Source organism: Bacillus sp. SA1-12 (assembly GCF_000981385.1).
GTDB lineage: Bacteria > Bacillota > Bacilli > Bacillales > Bacillaceae > Metabacillus.
The window spans coordinates 1-25,352 of sequence record NZ_LATZ01000003.1; the positions used below are offsets into that span (position 1 = coordinate 1).

At 38.2% G+C, this 25,352-nt stretch carries 22 protein-coding genes and 1 rRNA gene; 18 read left to right on the forward strand and 5 right to left on the reverse strand.

Translation table 11 applies throughout. From position 1 onward, the window contains the following. Nucleotides 1-42: 42 nt before the first annotated feature. From rrf to WQ54_RS02610, 5 genes are all read left to right on the forward strand, one after another. Nucleotides 43-158: ribosomal RNA gene (gene rrf / locus WQ54_RS02590) — 5S ribosomal RNA — on the forward strand. Nucleotides 159-411: 253 nt separating this feature from the next. Further along, nucleotides 412-1,968, forward strand: coding sequence for a fatty acid--CoA ligase family protein (locus tag WQ54_RS02595; RefSeq protein WP_046511727.1), 1,557 nt, complete (start codon nucleotides 412-414; stop codon nucleotides 1,966-1,968). 268 nt (nucleotides 1,969-2,236) lie between these two features. Next, entirely contained in the window at nucleotides 2,237-3,214 is a 978-nt protein-coding gene (locus WQ54_RS02600; RefSeq protein ID WP_231597438.1) for an ABC transporter substrate-binding protein, read from the forward strand. A gap of 12 nt (nucleotides 3,215-3,226) precedes the next feature. Then, nucleotides 3,227-4,222 carry an ABC transporter permease gene (locus WQ54_RS02605; RefSeq protein ID WP_046511732.1) on the forward strand — a complete coding sequence of 332 codons (996 nt, stop codon included), beginning with the start codon at nucleotides 3,227-3,229 and terminating at the stop codon, nucleotides 4,220-4,222. Continuing rightward, nucleotides 4,197-4,991: an ABC transporter ATP-binding protein gene (locus WQ54_RS02610; RefSeq protein ID WP_046511734.1), complete on the forward strand. Its 795-nt coding sequence runs from the start codon at nucleotides 4,197-4,199 to the stop codon at nucleotides 4,989-4,991. Before WQ54_RS02605 ends, WQ54_RS02610 begins: the two co-directional genes overlap by 26 nt. A gap of 157 nt (nucleotides 4,992-5,148) precedes the next feature. Here WQ54_RS02610 and nagB read toward each other — a convergent pair whose 3' ends face one another. After that, on the reverse strand, nucleotides 5,149-5,895 hold the full coding sequence (gene nagB, locus WQ54_RS02615) for a glucosamine-6-phosphate deaminase (RefSeq protein WP_046511736.1): 747 nt from the start codon (nucleotides 5,893-5,895) through the stop codon (nucleotides 5,149-5,151). 128 nt (nucleotides 5,896-6,023) lie between these two features. Further along, on the reverse strand, nucleotides 6,024-7,208 hold the full coding sequence (gene nagA / locus WQ54_RS02620; RefSeq protein ID WP_046511738.1) for an N-acetylglucosamine-6-phosphate deacetylase: 1,185 nt from the start codon (nucleotides 7,206-7,208) through the stop codon (nucleotides 6,024-6,026). Between the two features lie 357 nt (nucleotides 7,209-7,565). Between nagA and nagE the strand changes: the two genes are divergently transcribed. The 8 genes from nagE (at nucleotide 7,566) to aceA (ending at nucleotide 16,698) form a co-directional block, all read left to right on the forward strand. Then, complete coding sequence (nagE, locus tag WQ54_RS02625; protein ID WP_046511740.1) at nucleotides 7,566-9,011, forward strand: N-acetylglucosamine-specific PTS transporter subunit IIBC; 1,446 nt, start codon at nucleotides 7,566-7,568, stop codon at nucleotides 9,009-9,011. A 194-nt stretch (nucleotides 9,012-9,205) separates the two neighbouring features. Further along, nucleotides 9,206-9,931, forward strand: coding sequence for a GntR family transcriptional regulator (locus WQ54_RS02630; protein WP_046511742.1), 726 nt, complete (start codon nucleotides 9,206-9,208; stop codon nucleotides 9,929-9,931). 605 nt (nucleotides 9,932-10,536) lie between these two features. Beyond that, nucleotides 10,537-11,088, forward strand: coding sequence for an XRE family transcriptional regulator (locus WQ54_RS02635; RefSeq protein ID WP_046511745.1), 552 nt, complete (start codon nucleotides 10,537-10,539; stop codon nucleotides 11,086-11,088). Between the two features lie 62 nt (nucleotides 11,089-11,150). Then, nucleotides 11,151-11,837, forward strand: coding sequence for an AzlC family ABC transporter permease (locus tag WQ54_RS02640; protein ID WP_046512180.1), 687 nt, complete (start codon nucleotides 11,151-11,153; stop codon nucleotides 11,835-11,837). Next, a complete protein-coding gene (locus WQ54_RS02645; protein ID WP_046511748.1) occupies nucleotides 11,830-12,138 on the forward strand; it encodes an AzlD domain-containing protein in 309 nt (102 codons plus the stop codon). The genes WQ54_RS02640 and WQ54_RS02645 overlap by 8 nt, the downstream gene beginning before the upstream one ends. A gap of 123 nt (nucleotides 12,139-12,261) precedes the next feature. Continuing rightward, the gene (locus WQ54_RS02650) at nucleotides 12,262-13,533 is read left to right on the forward strand and encodes a M48 family metallopeptidase (protein WP_046511749.1); all 1,272 of its coding nucleotides are present in this window, start codon (nucleotides 12,262-12,264) and stop codon (nucleotides 13,531-13,533) included. A gap of 207 nt (nucleotides 13,534-13,740) precedes the next feature. After that, a complete protein-coding gene (aceB, locus tag WQ54_RS02655) occupies nucleotides 13,741-15,330 on the forward strand; it encodes a malate synthase A (RefSeq protein ID WP_046511751.1) in 1,590 nt (529 codons plus the stop codon). Between the two features lie 87 nt (nucleotides 15,331-15,417). Beyond that, entirely contained in the window at nucleotides 15,418-16,698 is a 1,281-nt protein-coding gene (gene aceA / locus WQ54_RS02660) for an isocitrate lyase (RefSeq protein ID WP_046511753.1), read from the forward strand. Nucleotides 16,699-16,905: 207 nt separating this feature from the next. Here the strand turns inward: aceA and WQ54_RS02665 are convergent, their stop codons facing one another. Next, nucleotides 16,906-17,514, reverse strand: coding sequence for a general stress protein (locus WQ54_RS02665; RefSeq protein ID WP_084821800.1), 609 nt, complete (start codon nucleotides 17,512-17,514; stop codon nucleotides 16,906-16,908). A 147-nt stretch (nucleotides 17,515-17,661) separates the two neighbouring features. Next, on the reverse strand, nucleotides 17,662-17,898 hold the full coding sequence (locus tag WQ54_RS02670) for an IDEAL domain-containing protein (RefSeq protein WP_046511755.1): 237 nt from the start codon (nucleotides 17,896-17,898) through the stop codon (nucleotides 17,662-17,664). 403 nt (nucleotides 17,899-18,301) lie between these two features. On the opposite strand from WQ54_RS02670, the gene WQ54_RS02675 reads away from it, so the two are divergent. Then, nucleotides 18,302-18,871: a competence protein ComK gene (locus WQ54_RS02675; RefSeq protein ID WP_052737631.1), complete on the forward strand. Its 570-nt coding sequence runs from the start codon at nucleotides 18,302-18,304 to the stop codon at nucleotides 18,869-18,871. Nucleotides 18,872-19,141: 270 nt separating this feature from the next. Next, the gene (locus WQ54_RS02680; protein WP_046511758.1) at nucleotides 19,142-19,327 is read left to right on the forward strand and encodes a hypothetical protein; all 186 of its coding nucleotides are present in this window, start codon (nucleotides 19,142-19,144) and stop codon (nucleotides 19,325-19,327) included. An 86-nt stretch (nucleotides 19,328-19,413) separates the two neighbouring features. Here WQ54_RS02680 and WQ54_RS02685 read toward each other — a convergent pair whose 3' ends face one another. Then, on the reverse strand, nucleotides 19,414-19,773 hold the full coding sequence (locus WQ54_RS02685) for a hypothetical protein (RefSeq protein ID WP_046511762.1): 360 nt from the start codon (nucleotides 19,771-19,773) through the stop codon (nucleotides 19,414-19,416). 140 nt (nucleotides 19,774-19,913) lie between these two features. Between WQ54_RS02685 and WQ54_RS02690 the strand changes: the two genes are divergently transcribed. The 3 genes from WQ54_RS02690 (at nucleotide 19,914) to WQ54_RS02700 (ending at nucleotide 24,875) form a co-directional block, all read left to right on the forward strand. Beyond that, a complete protein-coding gene (locus WQ54_RS02690) occupies nucleotides 19,914-20,540 on the forward strand; it encodes a TVP38/TMEM64 family protein (protein WP_046511765.1) in 627 nt (208 codons plus the stop codon). A 9-nt stretch (nucleotides 20,541-20,549) separates the two neighbouring features. Then, nucleotides 20,550-21,056: a signal peptidase I gene (gene lepB / locus WQ54_RS02695; RefSeq protein WP_046511768.1), complete on the forward strand. Its 507-nt coding sequence runs from the start codon at nucleotides 20,550-20,552 to the stop codon at nucleotides 21,054-21,056. Between the two features lie 564 nt (nucleotides 21,057-21,620). Beyond that, nucleotides 21,621-24,875: a pectinesterase gene (locus WQ54_RS02700; protein WP_052737632.1), complete on the forward strand. Its 3,255-nt coding sequence runs from the start codon at nucleotides 21,621-21,623 to the stop codon at nucleotides 24,873-24,875. The last annotated feature ends 477 nt before the right edge of the window (nucleotides 24,876-25,352 follow it).

Below are 25,352 nucleotides of genomic sequence, written 5' to 3' on the forward strand. Positions count from 1 at the left end.
CGTTATCTAGTTTTGAAGGAACATGCCTTCAAACTTAATATATCTGGTGGCGATGGCGAAGAGGTCACACCCGTTCCCATGCCGAACACGGAAGTTAAGCTCTTCAGCGCCGATGGTAGTTGGGGGCCTCCCCCTGTGAGAGTAGGACGTTGCCAGGTAAGAAGAGAAAAGATCAGTAGAGATACTGGTCTTTTTGTTATCCGTATAAAGGATTAAAACCTTTAGGTTTATTAGAAATAATAAAAAATGTAGAACATTACTTGATGGTATTAAGAATCATAGGATCTCCTATTTATTTTGGAATCCTTTCCATGATTGTCTATTCCCTATACATTCCATATAATAATAATGAGGGGTTTTACAACATAAAAATGAATGGTTATTCATTCATTTTGTCGAAGGGGTGGGAGAATGAATTTATCATCACAGTTATCACAAACGGTAAAAGCTTTTGGTAACAAACCTGCATTTATTTTCGAAGGCAAAGAAACGTCTTATTCACAGCTAGAAACGGTCATTAATCAATTTGCGAGCAGTTTGCATGATATAGGCGTAGGTAAAGGGGATCATATAGCTGTTGTTCTAGGGAACTCACCATATTATATTATTTCTTTATATGGGGCATTGCGAGCAGGGGCAACTGTAATACCGATTAACCCAATCTACACACCGAATGAAATCGCATATATGATCAATAATGGTGATGTTAAAGTTATAGTAACTGCAGATTTGCTTATTCCATTATTTTCTAATATTGAGGCGCAACTGCCGACGGTTGAGCACTACATCGTCTGTGAAACATCTCCTTCTCAGCAAACAGGTGAGGAAGCTAGTTTTAAAAGTGCTCTTTCAGGAAAAATGAAAACGTTATCAAATTTTGTGTCTGCTGGATCGCATGATTATACGGGTCCGGAGCTTGCTGAGAAGGACGTCGCAGTCATCCTTTATACATCAGGTACTACAGGCAAGCCCAAAGGAGCCATGCTCACACATGAAAATTTATACAGTAATGCGATTGATACCGCCAATTATTTAAAGATATCAAAAGATGATGTTGTTGTTACCACATTGCCTATGTTCCATGTTTTCTGTTTAACTGTTTCATTAAATGCGCCGTTAATGAATGGAGCTACAATGCTAATCGTGCCAAAATTTAGCCCTGCTGTTATCTTTCAATTAGTGAAAACACATCATGCTACTGTTTTTGCCGGTGTGCCAACAATGTATAACTTCCTGCTTCAATATGAACATGCAGATCCAGATCATTTTAAAACGTTACGATTATGTATTTCAGGCGGAGCATCCATGCCGGTTGCTTTACTTAAAGGATTTGAACAGAAATTTAAAGTAATAGTTTCTGAAGGCTATGGTTTATCTGAGGCATCACCTGTCACATGCTTTAACCCGCTTGATCGCCCAAGGAAACCAGGGTCGATAGGAACGAATATTGTCAATGTCCAAAATAAAGTAGTGAATGAACTTGGACAAGAGCTGCCGCCGAACCAGGTAGGTGAACTAATCGTAAAAGGTCCTAATGTGATGAAGGGTTATTATAAAATGCCTGAAGAAACCGCTCATACCATACGTGATGGCTGGCTTTATACGGGGGATTTAGCAAGAAAAGATGAAGATGGTTATTTTTATATTGTGGACCGTAAAAAGGATATGGTCATTGTTGGCGGCTACAATGTCTATCCTCGTGAAGTTGAAGAGGTCCTTTACAATCACGAAGCGATCGTAGAAGCAGCCGTTCTTGGAGTACCAGACCCGAATTCAGGTGAAGCAGTTACATGCTTTGTTGTGGTGAAAAATGATAACGTAACAGAAGAAATGCTTCTTGAATACTGTAAAGAACACTTAGCCAAGTATAAAATTCCTAAATCAATAGAGTTTTTGAAGGAGCTTCCAAAAAACACGACAGGGAAAATATTACGGAGAGCTTTAAAAGATCAAGTTTTGCAAAAATAGTATTTTAGTAGAACTATATAGCAATGGATAAGTAAAAAAATACTTTTGTGCAAAAACACAGTTACTCTTATTGTATCTGTGTTTTTCTCATGTTTTTACTAGATTTCAAAAAGATTGGAAGAAAAAATGTTATTAAAATATTCGAAAAATATTGAACTATTTCTTTGTTCCTGTATAATTTAATCAACAAAAGCATAAAAGCATAACAGTGAAAAAAGTTAAAAAGGGGAATCAACATATGAAAAAGGGTTGGAAATTAGGAATGGGTATGATGCTAGCTAGTTTTCTAGCATTATCAGGCTGCGGCAATAATGAGACTGCTACAGATGGTGCTAGCGGTGGTTCAGGTTCAGAAGGTGGGGATACATATACAGTTGGGGTAACTCAATTTGTAGAACATCCATCACTTGATGCAGCATTAGAAGGGTTTAAGGCAGCATTAAAGGAAAAGGGATTAGACGTAGAATATGACGTTCAAAACGCGCAGGGTGATCAAAATAACAGCCAGACGATTGCTAATAACCTTGTCGGCGATGGAGTTGATTTGATTTTTGCTAATTCAACACCAAGTGCTCAAGGGGCTTTAAATGCAACAACTGAGATACCAATCGTCTTTACATCTGTAACAGATCCTGTTGGCGGAGGGTTAGTAAAAAGTTTTGAAGAGCCTGGAGCGAATATTACAGGAACAACTGATACACATCCAGATGCAATTCCAAATACAGTTAAGTTTATTGATGAAAATATTGAAGGTAATAAAGTGGGAATGATTTACAACTCAGGCGAACAAAACTCAGTTGCCCAAATTGAGCTTGTGAAAGAAGCGATGAAAGGAACAGACTTGGAAGTTGTCGAGGCATCTGTTTCAACATCAGCAGAAGTTAAGCAAGCAACAGAATCTTTAGTCGGTAAAGTAGATTCATTATATGTCATTACAGATAATACTGTCGTTTCTGCACTTGAAAGTGTAATTGGTGTTGCTAGTGATGAAGATATCCCGTTGTTTGTTGGCGAGTTAGACTCAGTTAAACGCGGCGGTTTTGCAGCATATGGGTTTGACTATTATGATATCGGTTTTGAAGCAGGGGAAATGGCAGCAAGTATCTTAACAGGCGAGAAAAAAGTTAGTGAGGTTCCCGTGCAATATCCGCAAAACTTAAAGCTGCAAATTAACGCAAAGGCTGCGAAGGATATGGGAATTGAGATAAAAGAGGAATGGAAAGAAGCAGCAGAAATTCTTGAATAAAGGTGAGAAACAATGTTTACAGCCCTATTTGGATCAGTAGAGTCAGGCTTAATTTATGCGATTATGGCTCTTGGAGTATACTTATCATTTCGAATATTAGACTTCCCGGATTTAACTGTTGACGGCAGCTTTGTAACAGGTGCAGCAGTCAGTGCCGTCCTGATTGTTAACGGGGTTAATCCTTTCCTGGCCACTTTAGTCGCATTAATTGTCGGCTTTTTGGCAGGCTGTATTACAGGTGTGCTTCATACGAAAGGAAATATTAACCCGCTTTTATCAGGAATCTTAATGATGATTGCGTTGTATTCAATCAACTTAAGAATCATGGGAAGATCAAACGTACCGCTTCTACAAGAAGAAACTGTATTTACACAGCTTTTAGACTGGTGGAATAAGCTTGGCATTGATGCAGCTCTTCAGCAACTATTCATATCGATTGGATTAGAGGACTTTGTTCCGCAAACATGGTCGGTTGTTGTTACGATGTTGTTACTAATTTTGATTATAAAATTTCTTCTTGATTACTTCTTGAAAACAGAGCTCGGTTTGGCAATAAGAGCTGTTGGTGACAATCAAAATATGATTACCAGCTTTTCTGCAAATACAGATATGTTAAAAATAGTCGGCCTGGGATTATCCAATGCCCTTGTTGCTTTTTCAGGTGCTTTTATTGCACAGCATGGTGGTTTTAGTGATGTTGGAATGGGAATTGGAATGATCATAATTGGCCTTGCCTCAGTCATTATCGGGGAAGCTTTAGTTGGGGTAAAGACGATCGTCCGTGCAACTTTAGCGGTTATCATCGGTGCCATTATTTATCGTATTATCGTGGCAATGGCCTTGCGAATCAACTTCTTTGAAACAGGCGATATGAAGCTTATTACAGCGTGTATTGTCATCGGTGCTCTTGTCATACCGCAAATTGTTAATAGGCAAAAGGATAAACGGAAAAAAAGCTTACGCAGAAAGCGGGGTGTAGGCCATGCTGAAACTAAAGCAAATTTTTAAAGTGTTTAACGAAGGCTCCATCGATGAAAAAGTGGCATTGAATCATCTATCTTTATCGTTAAAAGAAGGAGATTTTGTTACAGTCATCGGAAGTAATGGAGCAGGGAAATCAACACTGCTTAACGTCATCGCCGGGCGGCTGACTCCGGATGATGGAGATGTACTTATTAAGGAGAAGTCCATGCTTGATGTTCCAGAGTATAAACGGTCAAGATCGATCGGCCGGGTATTTCAGGACCCAATGGCTGGGACGTCACCGACATTAACGATTGAAGAAAATCTGGCTATTGCCTATTCACGGATTCATAAACGAACATTAAAGCCAGGTGTGACAGCAAAGCGGCGCGTGTATTTTAAGGAGCAGCTAGAGCTCTTAGGCTTAGGACTTGAAAACCGTTTATCAGCCAAGGTTGGACTGTTATCTGGCGGTGAGCGTCAAGCTCTTTCGCTTCTGATGGCAACCTTCACAAAGCCGGATATTTTATTATTAGATGAACATACTGCGGCACTTGATCCATCACGTGCCGACCTAATTACAAATCTAACGAAGAAGCTTGTTGAAAATGGCAATCTGACAACATTAATGATTACCCATAATATGCAGCAGGCGGTTGATTTAGGCAATCGACTCATTATGATGGACAAAGGAAGCATTGTCTTTGAAGCAGAGGGGAAAGAAAAGCAAGGTTTAACCGTTAATTCTCTGTTAGAAGAATTCTCAAAAATAAAATCAGATAGTTCTTTATCAGATAAGGCACTGCTTGTTTAAAGTGAGTCTTAACTGAGCCTAAGAGCAGTTATCCCTGCATATGCCTTCATAGCTTTCTCTTGAATCTTGAAGAGGTGGGGTTTTGCTGCCCGTTAGGATGGGATAAAAAATGCCTGCCCCAGATCAAAAGCGTTCATGGGGCAGGCGTTTTTTATTCTCATTTAAACAGGCTATTATCCTTTACACCTAACAAAGCCTCTTCATCCGCAATAATTGTAGCATTCGGATGCTGCTTTAAAATCGAAGCAGGGAAGCTTTCAGTGACATCTCCAGATAAAAGCTGAATCATGGCATCTTGCTTAGCTTTTCCAGACACTAAAAGAAGAATTTCCTTGCTTTTAAAAATGGTTTGAATCCCCATTGTGATGGCTTGTGTTGGAACTTCGTCAATACTGCTAAAAAAGCGGGCATTGGCCTCTCTAGTGGATTGTGCCAAGTCCACAACATGTGTTTTAGCTTGAAAAGATGTTCCAGGTTCATTAAACCCAATATGACCATTACCGCCAATTCCTAAAAGCTGTAAATCGATTCCCTGATGCAGCTCAATTTTATTTTCATATTCTTCACATTCAGCCTGTAAATCTTTATTCATTCCAGATGGAATATGTGTATGCTCGGATGAAATATTAATATGTTTAAAAAGATTTTCATACATATACGTATAATAGCTATTCGGATCATCTTTTGCTAAACCGATATATTCATCTAAATTAAAGCTTGTCACTTGAGCATAGGATGTGCCGTTTTGTTTGTGATCCTCGATTAAGTGCTGATAAACACCTAGAGGTGTCCCTCCTGTAGCAAAACCCAAAGTAAGGTTCGGCGTGCTTTTTAATTTATTGATCATATATTCAGCAGCCGTGCGGCTCATTTCCTGATAATTCTTTACTTCTATTATTTTCATGATGACCTCTCCTTTGTAGATGAGATTTATTTGCTCAATTGCTTGTTCGGATTTTTGTGGGGAAGCGCTTCTGCATCCAGTTCCAGCGTCTAATTTTCCCTAAGCTGTTTTGGTGCTATGAGACTTTTTTATTCCTTTGAGTAAGCAACTTTCCCTTTACATAGGGTCATATAAACATCCATTTGTTCATCAAGAACAACAATGTCTGCATCTTTCCCAACGGAAATGCTTCCTTTGCGGTCAAATACATTTAATTGTTTTGCAGGATTTTCAGAAGCCATTTTTATGGAGCTTTTGATATCACATTGAGCAAATTTTTGAATGTTCTTAAAGGCATCCTTCATTTTCAATACACTGCCGGCCAACGTATTTTCATCTAATAATGCACGGCCATCCTGTACTGTTACCATTTGTCCGCCTAAATCATAAACTCCATTCTCAAGCCATTTTGCTCTCATGGAATCAGTTATCAAGATCATTCGCTCTTCTGTAATTTGGTTATATGCAAGTTGAACAGCTTCAGGACGGGAGTGGACTCCATCAACAATAAGCTCTACCATTAGTTCATCTCTTAAAAACGCAGCCCCCACAATACCCGGGTCACGATGATGAAGGCCTGTCATTTGATTAAAGAGATGTGTGACTTGATTCAATCCGTTTTCAATTGCTTCTATAACCTGATCATATGTTGCATCAGAATGGGCAATAGATGCAGTAATGCCGGACTGTTTTAAATATTGAACAACTTCCTTACCTCCTGGAAGTTCAGGAGCAAGTGTTACCTGTTTGATGTGATTTCCTGATAGGGCTTGCCATCTTTTAAATGTTTCAACATCAGGATTTAAAATATGATGAATAGGTTGTGCACCTGCTTTGTTTTTATGAATAAATGGACCTTCTAGATGAATGCCAAGAATTTCTGCATTATTTTCTGACTGCTGTGAAATGATATATTCTCCAGCATTTTTAAGAGCATTCTCAATGGCAGTTGAATCTTCTGTCATCGTGGTCGCTAAAAAGCTGGTTGTACCTTCCTTAGGCAAGGTAGATGCCATCACATCAAGCGCTTCTTTTGTACCATCCATTGTATCGGAACCATTAGCTCCATGGATATGAATATCAATCATCCCTGGGATAATACTAAAACCACCAGGAATGGTAATGATCTTGTAATCAGATAGTTCAGTTAGTTCAGTCATTGGTCCAAATGCTGATATTTTTCCCTCGTCTATTTTTAAATAAGCTTTTTCGATTACTTCATTTTCTGTATACACTGTCCCGTTTTGAAGAACTACTTTATGAAATGAACTCATGGCCATATTCTCCTTTTTGGTTTTACTTATTTTTAGAATAGCACTAGATTATATAGTTGTCTATACCAGTTTAGCGGAATTATAATTGGAGTACTCTAGGGATTAGTTATTTCCTGTATTTGGTGAAGAAAATTGGTATAGACATCTATATGGTTAGATGTTACTATAAATGTGTGAAACGCTTCCAGAGTTATGAAGGGAGAGATTAACGACCATCATTTTTTAATGGGTTTAGACATAATCATTCTATAGAAGTTTTACCTGCATCATCATTTTTTACTACGTCTTTGGTAAGAATAAATTTGTATTTATTATTTTTCTTGAAAAAATTGGGTTTCTGATAGGAGGAAATACAACATGATGAAATACTTACAAAAAATTGGTCGCTCTTTAATGCTGCCAGTAGCCGTATTGCCAGCTGCAGCGATCTTAATGGGGATCGGTTATTGGATAGATCCAGCGGGTTGGGGAGCTGGTAATCCAATCGCCGCATTTTTAATCAAGGCAGGATCTTCGATTATCGATAATATGTCTATTCTATTTGCCGTAGGGGTAGCGCTCGGTATGTCTAAAAACAAAGATGGTTCGGCTGCTTTGAGCGGCTTAGTTGCCTACTTGGTCGTAACAACCTTGCTTTCAACAGATTCAGTCGCTATGCTTCAAGGGATTGATGCAGAAAATGTAAACCCTGCATTTGCGAAAATAGGAAATCAGTTCGTTGGGATTCTTTCTGGTATCGTAGCATCCATTATGTATAATCGCTTTAGCGATGTTCAGCTGCCGGCCGCATTGGCATTCTTTAGCGGAAAACGATTAGTTCCGATTATGACAGCTGTTTCAATGTTACTAGCTTCAGTTATATTGTTTTTTGCATGGCCGATAATTTTCAGCGGTTTAGTTTCATTTGGTACTGCGATCAGTAAATTGGAATTTATCGGTGCAGGATTATATGGATTCTTTAACCGTTTATTAATACCAACAGGCTTACACCATGCTTTAAACTCAGTATTCTGGTTTGATGTAGCAGGGATTAATGATATCGGTAATTTCTGGGCTGGTACTGGAACAAAGGGAATTACAGGTATGTACCAGGCGGGATTCTTCCCAATCATGATGTTTGGACTGCCAGCAGCAGCGTTGGCTATGTACCATACAGCAAAAACGAAAAGAAAGAAACAAGCGGCTTCATTAATGCTAGCAGCAGGATTTGCCTCATTCTTTACAGGGGTTACAGAACCACTTGAATTTTCTTTCATGTTTTTAGCTCCAGCACTATATGTTGTTCATGCTGCCTTAACAGGAATCTCGTTAGCAATCGCTGCTTTCTTCCATTGGACTGCAGGATTTGGCTTCAGTGCAGGTTTAGTTGACTTTGTATTAAGTTCTAGACTTCCATTAGCAAATCAGCCATATATGCTGCTTCTTCAAGGTTTAGTATTTGCAGTTATTTACTATGTACTATTCCGCTTCTTAATCACGAAGTTTAACTTAGCAACTCCAGGAAGAGAAGAGGACACAGAAGAAGATACAACAAATACAGCAACAACAGGTGATAATAAATTTGCTGTGATGGCAGAGAAAATTTATGACGGCTTAGGCGGAGACGAAAATGTAACATCAGTCGATAACTGTGTAACGCGTTTACGAATTGAAGTAAAAGATATGGATGCCGTTGATCAAAATAAAATTAAATCAACAGGAGTACCTGGCATAAATATTGTAGGACCTCAAAGCATTCAAGTTATTGTAGGTACACAAGTTCAATTTGTAGCAGATGAAATTGAAAAAATCCGTAAAAGCTAAAGGTTGTCTTTAAAGGGTTTGACCTTCCTACTAAACACCGATATCATGTGTTTTTGGGGTCTGACCCTTTGTTTTTGTTTTATGAAAAGGATCATAATAATAATAGTTGAATCTATCCGATCTGATGCATAAAGGAGAAAGATTTAATATAATGGCAATAGTGATGATTAGTGTAACTGAAAGGAGATTCTTCGGTGATTGACAAAAATTCTCCTCTTCCTTTGTATTATCAGTTAGAAGAGCAAATTAAAAAAACGATCGAATCTGAACAATTAAGGCCTGGAGACGCTCTGCCTTCAGAACGTGAGCTTTCCGAAAGCTATCAAATAAGCCGTATGACGGTGAGACAAGCGATTACAAACTTAGTAAATAAAGGCTATCTTTTTAGAGAAAAAGGAAAAGGGACCTTTGTATCACATCAAAAGTTCGAACAAAACTTACAAGGTCTTACTAGTTTTACTGAGGATATGAAAGCGCGTAATCTAGTGCCAGGAAATAAATTATTGCATTTTGAAATATACCCTGCCGATCCAGATATAAAGGAACGACTTTCTTTAGATGATGAGGAGCTTATTTATAAAATAAAACGGCTCCGACTAGCAAATGATGAACCAATTGCGCTAGAAACAAGCTTTTTGCCAGTTAAGCTTGTACCTGGATTAACCCCGGATATTTTAGAAGAATCGTTATACACCTATATCGAAAATGAATTGCGATTAAACATCGGGCATGCTACCCAAACAGTTGAAGCAGCGCTTGTTAATGAAGAGGATATTAAACATTTAAAGATAAAAAAGGGTGTCCCGGTTTTACTTATTCAACGGGAGACATATTTAGAAAACGGTACACCGTTGGAACTTGTCAGATCATCTTATCGCGCAGATAAATATAAATTTAAAATTGATATTGAAAGAAAATAATTGGTGCTGAGACTTGACTCAAGATAATTTTGAGTAGGCCTCAGCTTTTTATTTCTTTAGCTAAATAAAACTGCCTGTTGAGTTATGCTGCAGATGCTGATCTAAAAAGGGTGTTCTGGGAGAATCTTCAGTGCTTATGCACGTGCTTAGTTCTCGCCTGTCCCGGTTTCCTCATGTGCCTCGCACCAAACGCTCTACCATAAATTATTTTGTTCCCAATGCAAACTGCTTGATTCGATTGCTATACGTCTGTATTAATTTCATATTATGTTCATCAGCCCCTGCGATATTGCCATTTAAAATTGGCGGTTCTACTATTCATGCATCTGCCATTATTTTTATTGACTCGGCTATTGTCCCGTTTAGCATTGATGCTCCAACTAAACAACCGTTGAGGTAAGGTTGAACGGAACCTTTTCCTTTTCATAGGTGAGAAGGGCATCTCCCTTTGCGGAAAAATTATTAAGAACAAGATCACCAATATCAGCGAGGTATTTTTCGCTTTAATGCCTTGATGATCTGGCAAAGAAATGAAAAGATAAAGTTGTTTATTATAAAATACAATTGTATACTATATTATACAATGAGCCGTAATAGGAGGTAACATGAAACCCATTCAAAAACAAATTGCTGAAAATTTGAAAAGGATAAGAAAATTGAGAGGGTATAGCTATGACCAGCTTGCCGCTTTAACAAGTGTAAGCAAGGGGATGCTTTCACAAATTGAAAAAGGGGAATCAAGCCCGACTGTAAATACTTTATGGAAAATAGCGAATGGATTACAGGTTTCTTTTTCCTCATTAGTTGAGGAGGCAGTACCTGCCGTTTCAGTTGTTCGTCTTGATCAGAAGGCGGCGGTTACTGAAAATGATGAGCTTTTTCAGGTATATCCTTATTTTCCCTTTGATTCCTCAAAAAAGTTTGAAATTTACTTTATGGAACTTATGCCAGGATGTAAACATACTTCTGAACGACACCATGGAAGTGTGGAAGAATATATCCTTGTATGTGAAGGGGAAATAACGATCTCGATCCATGATGAGGATTATTCCTTAAAAAAAGGTGATTCGATGAGATTTCAGGCAAATCAGTCTCATACCTATGCAAATCATATAGATAAAACAACAAGTTGTTATTTATTGATCTATTATCCGTAAATCGAATAAAAGGAGGCAGGAGAGTGGCAACAACAACATTTGTTAAAAAGCAGTCTCATTTTATGTCAGGGGTGCAGGGAGGATTAAGCATAGCGATTGGATATATGCCGGTTGCATTAACCTTTGGGCTGCTTTCAAAATCAACCGGGCTGTCTCTATCAGAAACCGTATTGATGAGTTTAATTGTTTTTGCAGGTGCTTCACAATATATTTCACTAAGCTTATTAACTGTTGGGACGGGTGTAATCGAAATCATTTTTACCACCTTTATTGTAAATATTCGCCATTTTTTAATGTCGGCTTCTATAAGTGAGAAGGTTGAGGATGATTCACTTTGGCAAAAGGCGCTTTATTCATTTGGATTAACAGATGAAACCTTTACAGTGGCTTCAACTAGAGAAGGAACCGTAAGCTCAGGCTATTTATTTGGGTTAATGCTTATTTCATATGCCAGCTGGGTTGTGAATTCCGGTATTGGCTTCGTCATAGGCGCAAGCCTTCCGACGACCGTGCAAGAAAGTATGAGTGTTGCCTTATACGCTATGTTTATCGGGTTGTTAATCCCGTCATTGAAAAAACAGCGTAAGGTGCTGTATCTGGCTGTAGTGGCAGCGATTTTTAACTCACTCTGTTATGCAACACAAGTGATCTCAACAGGCTGGTCCATCGTTTTATCAACATTGTTATCAGCTGTATTAGTGGAACTCTTTTACTTAAAGGATGCAAAAGAGGTGAATCAGTATGAATAACACCATTTTGTTTATGATTATTGGAATGGGGCTTGTTACATATATCCCGCGAATGATTCCATTAGTTGTTTTAAGTAAGTTAAAGTTGCCAAATTTTGTGCAAAATATATTAAAGAATGTCCCATTTGCGACTTTAGGAGCTTTAATTGTTCCAGGTATATTTCTTATTAGTGATGATGTCATGTTTGGGATTATAGGTGCTATAGCGGCAACTCTTATTGCCTTTACTGGAGCAAATGTGATTCTTGTCGTAATGGGCTCAATCGGTACGTTAGTTTTGTACAGTATGATCGTTGCCTAGCAAATGATTCTCCTCATAAATGAGAAGGTAGAATGATGGAAATGCTTGCCCTTTTCATGTTCTAATTAAAGGAGTTTAACACTACACTAGAATAAAGAGCTTGTTTTAGGGGGGGATGGACTGTTGAGAAAATGGTTAACACGGTCGATCGTGTTGTATTTTTTATATGGTTTAATTGTTTATTGGTATCTATTTATTTTTTCACAATCTGGTGTCCCAGCCCCTTATGAGGGAACATCAGCAGACCCTGCAACATTTATGTCGGGAAGAGAATTGATTTTATCAGAGGAATATTCAACGAAAAGAAACTTTCTTTATTTTGTTACAATGCCATTTGAATGGTTTTTATTATTTGTTTTTCTTATCACTGGTTTTTCAAAGAAAATGCAGGAATGGTCTAATGCGACTTCGCGATTTTTCAGCTTGCAATCGGCCGTCTATTTCTTTTGGCTCTCTCTTTTTGTAACAATCATTTCTTTCCCGGTTGAGTGGATTGGGTATCAGATTTCGAAGGCGTACAATATTACCACTCAGTCGTTTTCAGCATGGATGAAAGATCAGCTCATCGATTTTTGGTTGAATTATGCTTTAATGACTGTGATTGTAATAGTTTTGTACGGACTGATTAAACGATTTGAGAAAAAATGGTGGTTGTATGCATGGCTGCTTTCAATTCCGTTTTCCCTGTTTCTTATGTTTGTTCAGCCGATCGTGATAGATCCTTTATACAATGATTTTTATCCATTGAAAAACAAGGAGCTTGAGGAGGAAATTCTACATTTAGCTGCAAAAGCGGATATTCCGGCTGAACATGTTTATGAAGTAAATATGTCTGAAAAAACAAATGCACTTAATGCTTATGTTAACGGAATAGGATCTAACTCCAGAATTGTTTTATGGGATACAACATTAAATCGGTTGGGTGAAGATGAAATATTATTTATCATGGCCCATGAAATGGGACACTATGTGATGAACCATATTTATGTTGGTATAGCAGGCTATTTGATTTTAAGCCTATTTGGATTATATTTGATCCACCTGATGATGAAGACAATTATAAAGAAATGTGGAAAACTGCTCCACATTAAATCAATGAAAGAATTAACAGCGTTTCCGTTATTTTTAATTCTTTTAGGTGTCCTTACGTTTGCTTCAAGCCCGATAGTAAACACAGTTTCTAGGTATCAGGAAAAATCTGCTGATATGTATGCAATTGAAATGACACAGAATCATGAAGCGGCTGTAAGCTCGTTTCAGGAATTAGCAAGGGCTGGCTTAAGTCAGGTGAATCCGCCGGCTTTAGTTAAGATTTTCCGCTACACCCACCCTACGATGCTTGAGCGGATTCTCTACTTAGAAGAACACGGTAAAAAAGGGAAAGACAACGAATAACAAGGATCTGGTGATAAAAAGCCAGGTCTTTTTTGTGTGGAAATTTCGATTTATAACAGAGCTAACCCCCGCAAAAAAGGCCTGTCCAAAAAATTTTTTGAAATTTATTTAAAGAAAATTGTTCCATTTTTTATTTATCTGTTATATATTAGTTTTAGAAATAACAATCTGTATTATAACAATAATAAGTGAGGTGTTCTTTCAAACATGGCAACACAAATGTCTGGCTGTAAAATAATTGGAGAGATTACAAATGAATTTCACCATGTGTTAACAGAAGAAGCGATGCAATTTATTGAAAAGCTTGAAAGAAATTTTGGCACCCGAAGAAATGAATTATTACAGCGAAGAATCGAACGTCAGCGGGAAATTGACCAAGGTAAATTCCCTTGTTTTTTACCTGAAACAGAGCATATTCGCAACGGAGATTGGAAAGTAGCACCGATTCCGGAAGACCTTCAAGATCGTCGGGTTGAAATTACCGGACCAGTTGACCGTAAAATGGTCATCAATGCGTTAAACTCAGGGGCAAAAGTGTTCATGGCTGATTTTGAGGATGCAACATCCCCGAGTTGGGAAAATGTTATGAGCGGGCAGGTTAATTTAAAAGATGCTGTTCGCAGAACGATTTCCTTTGAAAATGAAAACGGTAAAATCTATCAGCTGAATGAAGAGATCGCTACATTAAAGGTAAGGCCACGGGGCTGGCATCTAGAGGAAAAGCATATAGAGCTTGAGGGAAAAAGGGTTTCTGCAAGCTTAGTAGATTTCGGATTATTCTTTTTTCATAATGCCAAGTATCTGATAAAACGGGGCAGCGCACCTTATTTTTATTTACCTAAAATGGAAAACCACCTTGAGGCGAGACTTTGGAATGATGTTTTTTGCTTCGCACAAGATGAATTAAATATTCCGAGAGGCACGATAAAAGCAACAGTTTTAATTGAAACCATTATGGCTGCATTTGAAATGGATGAAATTCTTTATGAGTTAAAAGAACATTCTGCAGGGTTAAACTGTGGCCGCTGGGATTATATATTTAGCTATTTAAAGAAACTTAAAAACTGTGAAACTGTTATCCTGCCAGATCGGGCACAGGTAACTATGACTGTTGGATTTATGAAATCCTACTCACTGCTTGCGATTCAAACTTGTCACAAACGTAACGCTCATGCAATGGGGGGAATGGCTGCGCAAATACCGATTAAACATAATCCAGAGGCAAATGAACAAGCTTTTGAAAAAGTTCGAGCTGATAAAGAGCGTGAAGCAACAGATGGCCATGACGGGACATGGGTTGCCCATCCAGCGCTTGTAAAAGTAGCTATGAAAGTATTCGATAGGCATATGAAAACACCAAACCAAATTCATCGCAAACGGGAGGATGTTATAGTAAAGGCTGAGGATTTACTGGAGGTACCGGATGGAACGATTACAGAATCAGGAGTAAGAACAAATATCGATGTTGGTATCCGTTATCTTGCTTCATGGCTAAGCGGAAGGGGGGCTGCACCTATTCATCATTTAATGGAGGATGCCGCAACCGCAGAAATCTCACGTGCTCAAGTGTGGCAATGGATCAGACATGCACGGGGGATCCTTGATGATGGAAGGAAGCTGACTTTTGAACTTTATGAGCAATTAAGAGATGAAGAGATTAGGAAAATGCAAGAAGAACTCGGCGAAACAGTCTTCCAAAAGGGGAAATTTAACGAAGCGATTGCAGTGTTTGATGAGCTTGTGAAGAGTGATGTATTTATTGATTTTCTCACAATACCAAGTTATGAAAAACTTTAGTTCTTTATCGAGAGCTGCAGGGTAGTCTGTTAAACTATCCGACTATCCATATAAATAAAACTAGAATAAATAATGGGGGAATGGGAAATGAACGGTCAAAGAATAATAGCATTACGAGAAAGCTGGGAATTCGATAAGCGATGGGAAGGGATTACCCGCCCATACAGTGCGGAAGAGGTTATTCGGTTAAGGGGTTCCATTGAAATTGAACATACTTTAGCCAGGAAAGGGGCAGAAAAGCTTTGGAATTACCTGCAAACCGAGGATTACATCCATGCATTAGGCGCGTTAACAGGAAACCAGGCAGTACAGCAGGTGAAAGCAGGGCTAAAAGCAATATACTTAAGCGGGTGGCAGGTTGCTGCAGATGCAAACCTTTCCGGAAATATGTACCCTGATCAAAGCTTATACCCGGCAAACAGTGTGCCACATGTTGTAAAACGGATTAATCAAGCGCTTCAGCGTGCCGATCAAATTCAGCATATTGAAGGAGAGGGAAATATTGATTGGTTTGCTCCGATTGTTGCCGATGCAGAAGCGGGCTTTGGCGGTCAGTTAAATGTATTCGAATTAATGAAATCAATGATTGAAGCAGGTGCAGCGGGTGTACATTTTGAGGACCAATTATCCTCTGAGAAAAAATGCGGACACTTAGGCGGAAAAGTATTGCTTCCTACACAAACAGCTGTAAAAAATCTTATCTCTGCACGATTGGCTGCAGATGTAATGGGTACGCCAACCATCATCATTGCACGTACAGATGCGGATGCTGCGGATTTAATTACAAGTGACATTGATCCGATTGATCGAGAATTTATTATTGGTGAACGGACTGTGGAAGGTTTTTATCGAACTCGTGCCGGCATTGATCAAGCCATTAGCAGAGGACTTGCTTATGCACCATATGCAGATTTAATTTGGTGTGAAACGTCTGAACCAAACTTGGAACAAGCACAAAAATTTGCTGATGCGATTCATGAAAAGTTCCCTGGAAAATTATTAGCTTATAATTGTTCACCATCATTTAACTGGAAGAAAAAACTTGATGATAAAACAATCGCAAACTTCCAAAAAGATATTGCGAAAATGGGCTATAAATTCCAATTCGTAACACTTGCAGGCTTCCACTCTCTTAACTATAGCATGTTCGAACTTGCCAGAGGCTACCGTGACCGGGGCATGGCAGCTTATTCAGAACTGCAGCAACGTGAATTTAACAGCGAGGTATATGGTTACACTGCAACAAGACATCAACGTGAAGTTGGAACCGGGTACTTTGATGAAGTGGCTCAAACGATTTTTGGAGGTACATCTTCAACAACTGCATTGAAGGGATCTACGGAAACAGAGCAGTTTACGGAAGCTTAATATTGAAATGGGGGACAGTTTTCACTAGTACCAATGATGAGTGTTTTTCTCCGAATTTGAGGCTCAATTATAGCTGAACAGCTTACAAACGCCAGTTTAATAAGGAAGGATCCCTGATTTCGCGGGGGTGAATAGAACAAAGGGACATAAATATTCGGGACAGTCCCTTAAAACATCTAAGAGACTGTCCCGAATAATCTGTATCTACTACTTTCTACCAATGTTTGCTCCTGCATTTACATCTCTATCCTTACCATTTGTCGTGGGATCACGATCTTCGTAGGTATTGTAATCATTATCGCGAATAACACTTCCTTCAACAGGTGTTGTATCCACCTCTGGAGGAATCGTTTTTTCGTTTATATAATTGTTGTCTTCTTTTTGATCAACGATAACTAGGATTTTACCTTCTTTAACTGATGCGTCGTAGTGCTTTGCATCTTCTTCAGGAATTCCTAATCCAATAAGTGCTCCTGATAATCCGCCGACTCCTGCGCCTACAGCCGCACCGGTTAACGTTGCAGCAATAGGTCCCGCTGCTAAAATAGGTCCAATACCTGGAATGACAAGTGCTCCTACGCCTGCCAATAAACCAGTTAACCCGCCAAGTGTGCCTCCTGCTATTGCACCTGTTGCAGCTCCTTCACCTGCTGTTGTACCTGTCTCTTCTGTAATCGTGTCTACATCATCCTGATTTTTACTAATAACTGAGATATCTTCCGCTTTGTAGCCTTGTCTTTTTAAATCCTCTACAGCTGATATCGCTTCTTCTTCTGTATCAAAAATTCTAACAAAATGTTGATTATGCTTGTCCATAAATATTCCTCCTTTTGGTTTTTTTATGTTCTATAACTCTTCTACCCATAATGGTCCACAAAATAAACCATTTATTTCGCTAAAAGTGCGGTCAGGGATTAGAATGATCGCTTATGGCAAAAAAATAAGACTGCCATATGGCAGCCCTTAACCTAGCTTACGCAGTACCTTGTATTCTTTTGATAGTTTCATAAATAATGTTTCGTTCTTCGTGTCAAGTGCATCATTAATACGTTCTTCTAGCAAAAATCGTTTCCTGTTAAACAACGCTTCATCTAAAACCATTTGAATATACATGTCTAATACAGGATGCTCGGATGGAACGTTTTTCATTGAATTGCGGGACTTCATGATCTCAGTGTAGGAAGACTTTTTATTTTTCATGAAAGATACCCCCTGATGCCTTTTTTATATTGTATGGAATTAGGTACCGAAAATCAACCAAATAGTTAAAATTTTTAAAAAATTTAATAAGAATAATTTTGCCTTGTATGAAATACATTTAGTTGGATAAGCTAAATCAAAAGGGTGTGAAAATATGGAAAAGGAAAAAGATCTCGAGCTTTCCCCAACGGCATTGAATCCTCTGGTAGGAATCGAAAGCTTGAATGATAAAGATGAAAATGAAGAATTGGATGAACAAATAATGAAGGAATGACTTCTTTACATAAATGTTAAGGAAGTCATTTTTTTATGGAGATTTTGTAAATTTATAAAATTTATTTTTGTACATGCTAGATTGGAAATGTGATAAATTACCTATTGAAAAAGATAGAGGTGAAAGATTGTGAATGAAGTGAAAAACATTTTAGAGGATTATATTATTAATCGGTTTACAATGGCGATCATCCCTGATCCAAATAAAAAGTACTCTGAAATCATTGAATGTGAAGAGGAATTGGTTGTGCATAAACGTCCCATGGATGTCATTGATCAAAGCTGCCGATACTTCGGTAGCAGTTATTCAGGCAGAAAAGAAGGGACAAAAGACTTGGTGAAAATTACCCGTAAATCACCGATCGTTATTGACCCTGCAAATTCAATTTACTTTTTCCCTACAACATCTTCAACGAAAACGCATTGTGTATGGCTTTCACATGGTTATGTTAAAGAGTATTCAAAAGCAAAGCATGATAATACACTTGTTACCTTTATAAATGGTAAAACAATCACCCTACCACTTTCAGTTGGATCATTTGAAAACCAACTCTTTCGCACAGCACAGCTTCGGACAATCATCACATCACGAATTGAACTAGAACAGCAAAAAATGCACAAGCTGCTTCTGCCAAGTGAAAAAGATGTCAATGCTATTTATGAACAAATTATAAGAGACTTTCAACGGAAATTATATTAAGTATATAAATTAATAAAATGTGTAGAGGCTGACTCAAAATATAAATGTCAAATTTCTCTAACCAACACGCGGATCCTTTAAAGAAGCAAGAAGTCCCGTTTACTGGTGATTATCGGAGAAGTTAGACTATCTTGGGCAGTCTCTTATTTGATTAAGTAAATCTTTAACCTGAACATGAAACAAAATGGCTTAGTAAAACGTATTGATGAGAAGTGATAAATTAAGGGTAAGGCCATGTTAACAATATAGTCAGCGAAGGGGAGATTGCTCATGTCTTTTCGTAAGAGAAGAGAGCATTACAAAAGAAAGAGAAAGGCAAAATCTAATGAAGGCCGTTATACGTTTGCTGATTTACTTTTTGAAGTACTTTTCTATATTCCAGAACTTCTTTTATTTCCGTTTAGGGTTTTATGGTATGTGATTCGATTTATTTTTCGGGCTATTGATTGGAGTTAGAAAAGCTAAGGACACCTGCTGTGCAACAGAAAGGTGTCTTTCGGCTGTTTAGATAAAGATACATGACATGTTTTTAACAAAATTAGCTATTTTTGTGGTTTAAATAAATACTCCTCCATAAGCTCGCATACTTTGTTACGTATTCTTGGATTAAAATAATTATGTTTTTCTTCATAGCCGTTATAAAGGAAGGAATAAAGCGTGAACGCTTCGTCTCGTTCAACCTGATGGACTTTTATATTCCGTTTGCGCAGCTCATGTTTTACAATAGCTAAATCTTTTTGTGCAAGCTTAAGGGATTCTTCTACAAGCACTAAGTAAGGTTTGTACAGTTTAAACGGACTTTTTTCGATAACCGATAAATCACGGTTGAAGATCGAAACAGCCATTGGTAAATAAATCGATAGTTCGATCATATCTCGGATGTCCTTCGGTATTCTTGTCACAGAAATGCCCCCTTAAATAACAGAACACTTGTTCGTGTTTATTATACGCCATTAAAATATTTTTAGCAAGTAGCTCCTAGCTTTCAAGTTTTGACATAAATGTGTAAAATAGATACCAAAGGACTTTTGAGGAGAATATAATGAACCCGGAGACATTGCAGGAATACTTTTCATTAAAACAATTGATGGAGTTATTTGAAACGTATCGCTCGTTCGGTCCGTTTTTTGGAATATTGTTACCATTGCTCGAAGCATTTTTCCCATTCCTGCCCCTTGTAGCATTCATTGTGGCAAATGTTAATTCCTTTGGGCTTTGGCTTGGATTTTTTTTATCTTGGATTGGAGCTTGTTCAGGTGCTATTATCGTTTTTATTATCATGAGAAGACTTGGAGAATGGAGAGTTTTTAAGAGGTTACGGGAGAAAAAAGCGATTAAAAAGTTGTTAACATGGATTGAACGGAGAGGTTTTGGTCCGTTATTTCTCATTTTATGTTTTCCATTTACTCCGTCCGCAGCAATTAATGTTGTGGCAGGACTCTCACGAGTAAACTTTTGGCAATTCACATTAGCGGTCTTAACTGGAAAGTTTGTCATGATACTGATGGTAAGTTTTATTGGTCAAGATTTACATGCACTCATCACAAAGCCAGAAAGATCCATTATGGTGGCGGTTGTTATCTTTTTATTATGGTTTATTGGAAAGAGAGTTGAAAGACATTTAAATATGTCCATCACTGTAAAAAAAAGGGACCGTAAAATGATGTAGGGGGGTATCATGAAAAAGCGGGGAATAGCTTTCACAACAGTAGGTATATGTTTAATGGCTATCTTCTTAAAGAATCTTATTTTTGTGGAATACAAGGTTGAGGGTGTTTCAATGCAACCGACGTACGAGGAAGGAATGCTGCTTTCCATTAATAAATTGGGCTTATATTTTGATTCGCTTGAAAGATTTGATATTGTTGTTTTTCAACTGCCTGATCATGAACAAATTTATGTGAAACGAGTAATAGGATTACCTGGTGATGAAATTTATTATAAAGATGATCAGCTTTATGTAAATAGCAAGGCAGTTGAGGAACCATTTTTGCCTGCGGTGAAAGAAAATCAAGTAACAAAGCAGACTGGTAACTTTACATTAGAGGAAATTATCGATAAAACAAACATTCCAAAAGGGTATATTTTTGTCATAGGAGATAATCGTCTTCAAAGCCGTGACAGCCGTCACTTTGGCTTGGTTAAAATAGAAGATGTGATTGGGATAGTTGGAGAGCCTCATTAAATGCTAACACATTTGGCAACATCTCGTCGTTTGACGAAAGGTGCAGCTGATGGGTTAGTTTTTTTGTTTAGATAGATCATAAACGTTCTTTTTACGGTCGATATCATACAAACAATTCTTCCTGCTGATCAACCAATTCAACATATACTGTTCACTCTATAATTTGTATATGCAATGGAAAAATGGTTGATTGTTCTCGTTTGAAATCGATAGCTATAATAATGAAGAAATTAAAAAAAAGGGGGTATAAGCCAGTAAAAAAAGAAAGCGCTGTCACAAACAACACGGTCTTACGTACTTCACCTATCTTAGTTAATTAGGAGGTGATTGGTTCAACGAAAGTAATAGTAACGAGTTTAAGTTTCTATTTAGTTTGGTTTCGGTGAAATGAGTTGGTAAGGCTGCGTTATTTCGGTGAGCTAAAGGATGACCATCCATCTACTTAGTTACTTTATCATCAAAGCATTGATCTAACAATTTTCCTCCTTCATCTTTATAAAGATACGACAACGCAGCCTCAGAATACCACTCAGAAAACATGAAAATAGGTATGGGAGGTATAAGATGAAGAGGTTTTTAGCCGTGTTTTTATCTGTTATTTTGTGTTTTTCACTCTTCCCAATGATTGTTCCTTCAGTAAAAGCTGATACTGCGTTGCTTCCTGCATTTCCCGGAGCAGAAGGCTTCGGGTATGCTGCAGTTGGGGGACGAGGAGGAGAGGTATATCATGTGACAAGCTATGAGCTTAAGGGTCCAGGGACTTTCCATGATGCGCTGACAACAGCTGGAGAAACGCCTCGTACCATTGTATTTGATATTTCTGGAGAAATAACCATACCACAGATTGTGCTAAGAGATAAATCAAATATTACAATAGCTGGTCAAACTGCATCAGGAGACGGAGTAACAATTCGAGGCAACAATATTCGTTTTATAGATTGCAGCGACATTATTATTAGGTATGTCCGCTTCCGATTAGGTGTGCAAAGTTTTAATGATGATACGATGTATTTTGAAGATTGTCAGAATGTTATCATCGACCATTCGACTTTTTCATGGGGAACAGATGAGGTATTATCGATCAAAAGTAAAGATTATGAAAATCCAAAATCAAAAAATATTACAGTACAATGGTCCATTATATCTGAAGGTCTTCTAACTCACTCAATGGGCGGTTTGATTGAGATGAATACAATCAGCATGCATCATAATCTTTATGCTCACAACAATGACAGAAATCCTAAAACAAAAGGACAGATCGACTTTGTTAACAATATCGTCTATAACTGGGGCGGATTCCCGTATGTAGCCGGTGGTGAATCGGGTACAAAAGGGTATGGAAATGTTGTAGGAAATTACTTTATTGCAGGGAAAAACTCTGCTGATCCGGAGTATGCCATTGTACGAGGCAATGAGAATTATAGTGTGTATATTGATGAAAACTTTATTGATAGCAATAAAAACGGTATTCTTGATGGAACTGATACAGGAACAGGAATAATCGAAGCTGAAAGGCCTAGTGTAGTCATGCCGGAACGGTTTGAATATCCGCCAGTACATACCCAAGATCCTGAAACAGCATATAATCATGTTCTGGATCATGCCGGTGCTTCATTAGTGCGGGATGCAGTCGACAAACGTGTCATTAATAGCGTGAAAAATCAAACGGGAGTCATTATTGGTAATGAAAATGATGTCGGAGGATTCCCATTGTTAGAAAGCGGAACATCCCCGGTAGATACAGACCGAGATGGAATGCCTGATGATTGGGAACAAGAAAAAGGCCTTAATCCTACTGATCCAGAGGACAGGAATGAAGATCGCAATGGGAATGGTTATACAAATCTTGAGGAATATTTAAATGAATTAGCCGCACCTGGTTTCCCGGCCAATTATCCTACAACACCTCCTGAATGGTCAGGAATACCGTTCGAGCCGCCTGTCGAACCAGAGCCGGAACCAACTCCGGAACCGGTTGAAAGTATGAACGGAGATATCATGAGGAATGTAAGAATCAACGATAATAGCAGTAACGGAAATGTGAATGAGGCAAATTGGTCTGTTCAAAAAAATCTTCAAATTGGAGACATGGTTGCCGGAGATAGAATGACTGGGAGCAAAGTTTATCGATTCCAGTCAATACCAGATGAATTGAAGGGTATGGAATGGATCAGAACTGCGGTAGGTTCGAGGAGTGCTACAAGTGAGGATTTAGTTTCCTTCTATTTGACTGCAGATGCAGATGTTTATGTCGCTCATGATTCAAGGATAACCGATAAGCCGGAATGGTTGCTAAACTTCTATGAGGATACAGGAAAGCGGGTACAAGATGATCAGCCAGTTGAGTACACTCTATACAAAAAGCATTATTCTGCCGGGTCCTATGTCGCTATGGGAGCGAATAATAATACGTCAAAAATGAACTATTTTATTATCATCAAACCCACCAATACAGGTGAAGCTCCAATAGCAGTCAGCCCGTCTGGATTGAAAGGTGAATTAAACGAGGATGCTGCAATTTCATTGAATTGGACATCGGTAAGTGCGGCAGATGCTTATCTCATTTACCGTTCTTCAGCAAAGGATCCTGTGTTTAGAACGGTGGCTAGCACTAAAACCCCAGAATATGTGGATGCTGCAGTAGAGCAAGGTATCACCTATCAGTATAAGGTATCTGCACTTAATGCCGGTGGTGAATCACCTTTATCTGATGCTGTGGAAGTGTTTACCTTTGATTCAACACAACCAGTCCCTTCTCCACCAGCAGGATTAAGTGTACCTGTAACAAAGAGTCTATCAGTTAAGCTGGATTGGGCTCCAGTCGAGAATGCGATTAGTTATTATCTTTTCAGAGCAACGGAAGAAGATGGCAGCTACAAGAAAATAGGTAGCACATCAACTGCAGAATATGTTGATGATACCGTACTTCCTTCAACAACGTATTACTATAAAGTATCGACTATAGCAATTGGCGGTGAATCAGAAAAAACTAATAGTGTCAAAACAACGACTAAGCCTCCTGTAGCATTACCAAAGGTTCCAACAGGACTGGCTTCAGGTAAAGTTACAACCTCAGCATTCGAAATGAAATGGACTTCAGTGGATGGAGCAGAAAGTTATAATATTTACAGAAAAGCGAGTGGAGACAGCGCTTTTTCAAAAGTTGGCAGTACAACTTTAGCGACCTATCTAGACGATAGCATTAGTGTAAGTAATACTGGCTACACTTATCGAATAACCGCAGTAAATGAAATGGGTGAAACTAAAGCATCAGATGAACTTACGATATCAATGCCTGTCCCTAACACACCTTCTGATCTGACGGTCGGCCTTGTTGGCGAATCATTTGTCGGCCTCATTTGGACATCCAACGGCGGAGAAAACCAAGTAAATATCTACAGAGAAGCAAATGGGAAAGTAGAGTACGTTGGATATGCTAAAGTAAATACGTACTACGACAGAACAGCTATACCTGGAGTAGAGTATACCTATTACATTAAAGCTCAAAATGCAAGCGGGGAATCAGAAAGATCCAACACTGTAAAAGTTAAACCCGGGTTTATAACGGTTTTAGAGAACTATATGAATCAATTTTCGAAAACAGCTGATTTAACTGGTCCACTCGTATCCCAATTAACAAATACGCTTAAGCAAGCCGAGGATCATGCAGAAAAGGGATCGAAGGAAAAAGCCGTTACATTTATGAAGAAATATGTTGAACAGCTTAATCAAAAGACCATGGAACCTCATATATCGGCTGAAGCAAAACTGACTCTTTCCTATTATGCGAAATTATTCATTAAAAAGCTTGAAAGCTGAAATTAGTAAGGAATTCATTTCGTAGGAAAAAATGCGTACAATTTGGTTAAAGATATTTTCCATTTAAAGATTTAATGGATTGCTGTATGCTGTATTATTTAACAGGAAATAATGATTGCAGCCCATTGTAGATAAAACAGCTTCTGTCCTTCGTCAAAATATTGATGAAGGACATTCTGTTTGGAAAAGCAATAGTAGAGTTCCTTCCATCCCTATCAAGAAAGACATTCAGTAATGGAATGTCTAAAAAAATGTCCTTCATCCTGCCATGAAGGGCATTCTATTTGGAACTATCTCTGTGTTATTGTCCAATCCCCATTATCCAGTATATTCCGCAAGCATACTAATCTATTTTTTCTTGTTTAAAAATAATTCGTTAACCGATATCGATAGCACCCTATTTTTTGTTACCTTTACATAATCTACATGAAGAAAGGTTCTCACATATCGCATGAAATGAACAAACAGATCTTACAT

Bases quoted from the DNA above. Each gene is read 5' to 3' on its own strand.
- nagB (WP_046511736.1), bottom strand. From the start codon at position 5,895: ATGAAAATAATAGAAGTAAAGAATTATCAGGAAATGAGCCGCACGGCT.
- WQ54_RS02595 (WP_046511727.1), top strand. From the start codon at position 412: ATGAATTTATCATCACAGTTATCACAAACGGTAAAAGCTTTTGGTAAC.
- nagA (WP_046511738.1), bottom strand. From the start codon at position 7,208: ATGAGTTCATTTCATAAAGTAGTTCTTCAAAACGGGACAGTGTATACA.
- aceB (WP_046511751.1), top strand. From the start codon at position 13,741: ATGGCAACACAAATGTCTGGCTGTAAAATAATTGGAGAGATTACAAAT.
- WQ54_RS02670 (WP_046511755.1), bottom strand. From the start codon at position 17,898: ATGAAAAATAAAAAGTCTTCCTACACTGAGATCATGAAGTCCCGCAAT.
- WQ54_RS02635 (WP_046511745.1), top strand. From the start codon at position 10,537: ATGAAACCCATTCAAAAACAAATTGCTGAAAATTTGAAAAGGATAAGA.
- WQ54_RS02605 (WP_046511732.1), top strand. From the start codon at position 3,227: ATGTTTACAGCCCTATTTGGATCAGTAGAGTCAGGCTTAATTTATGCG.
- aceA (WP_046511753.1), top strand. From the start codon at position 15,418: ATGAACGGTCAAAGAATAATAGCATTACGAGAAAGCTGGGAATTCGAT.
- WQ54_RS02600 (WP_231597438.1), top strand. From the start codon at position 2,237: ATGATGCTAGCTAGTTTTCTAGCATTATCAGGCTGCGGCAATAATGAG.
- WQ54_RS02665 (WP_084821800.1), bottom strand. From the start codon at position 17,514: ATGGACAAGCATAATCAACATTTTGTTAGAATTTTTGATACAGAAGAA.
- lepB (WP_046511768.1), top strand. From the start codon at position 20,550: ATGAAAAAGCGGGGAATAGCTTTCACAACAGTAGGTATATGTTTAATG.
- WQ54_RS02700 (WP_052737632.1), top strand. From the start codon at position 21,621: ATGAAGAGGTTTTTAGCCGTGTTTTTATCTGTTATTTTGTGTTTTTCA.
- WQ54_RS02640 (WP_046512180.1), top strand. From the start codon at position 11,151: ATGTCAGGGGTGCAGGGAGGATTAAGCATAGCGATTGGATATATGCCG.
- nagE (WP_046511740.1), top strand. From the start codon at position 7,566: ATGATGAAATACTTACAAAAAATTGGTCGCTCTTTAATGCTGCCAGTA.
- WQ54_RS02610 (WP_046511734.1), top strand. From the start codon at position 4,197: ATGCTGAAACTAAAGCAAATTTTTAAAGTGTTTAACGAAGGCTCCATC.
- WQ54_RS02680 (WP_046511758.1), top strand. From the start codon at position 19,142: ATGTCTTTTCGTAAGAGAAGAGAGCATTACAAAAGAAAGAGAAAGGCA.
- WQ54_RS02690 (WP_046511765.1), top strand. From the start codon at position 19,914: ATGAACCCGGAGACATTGCAGGAATACTTTTCATTAAAACAATTGATG.
- WQ54_RS02645 (WP_046511748.1), top strand. From the start codon at position 11,830: ATGAATAACACCATTTTGTTTATGATTATTGGAATGGGGCTTGTTACA.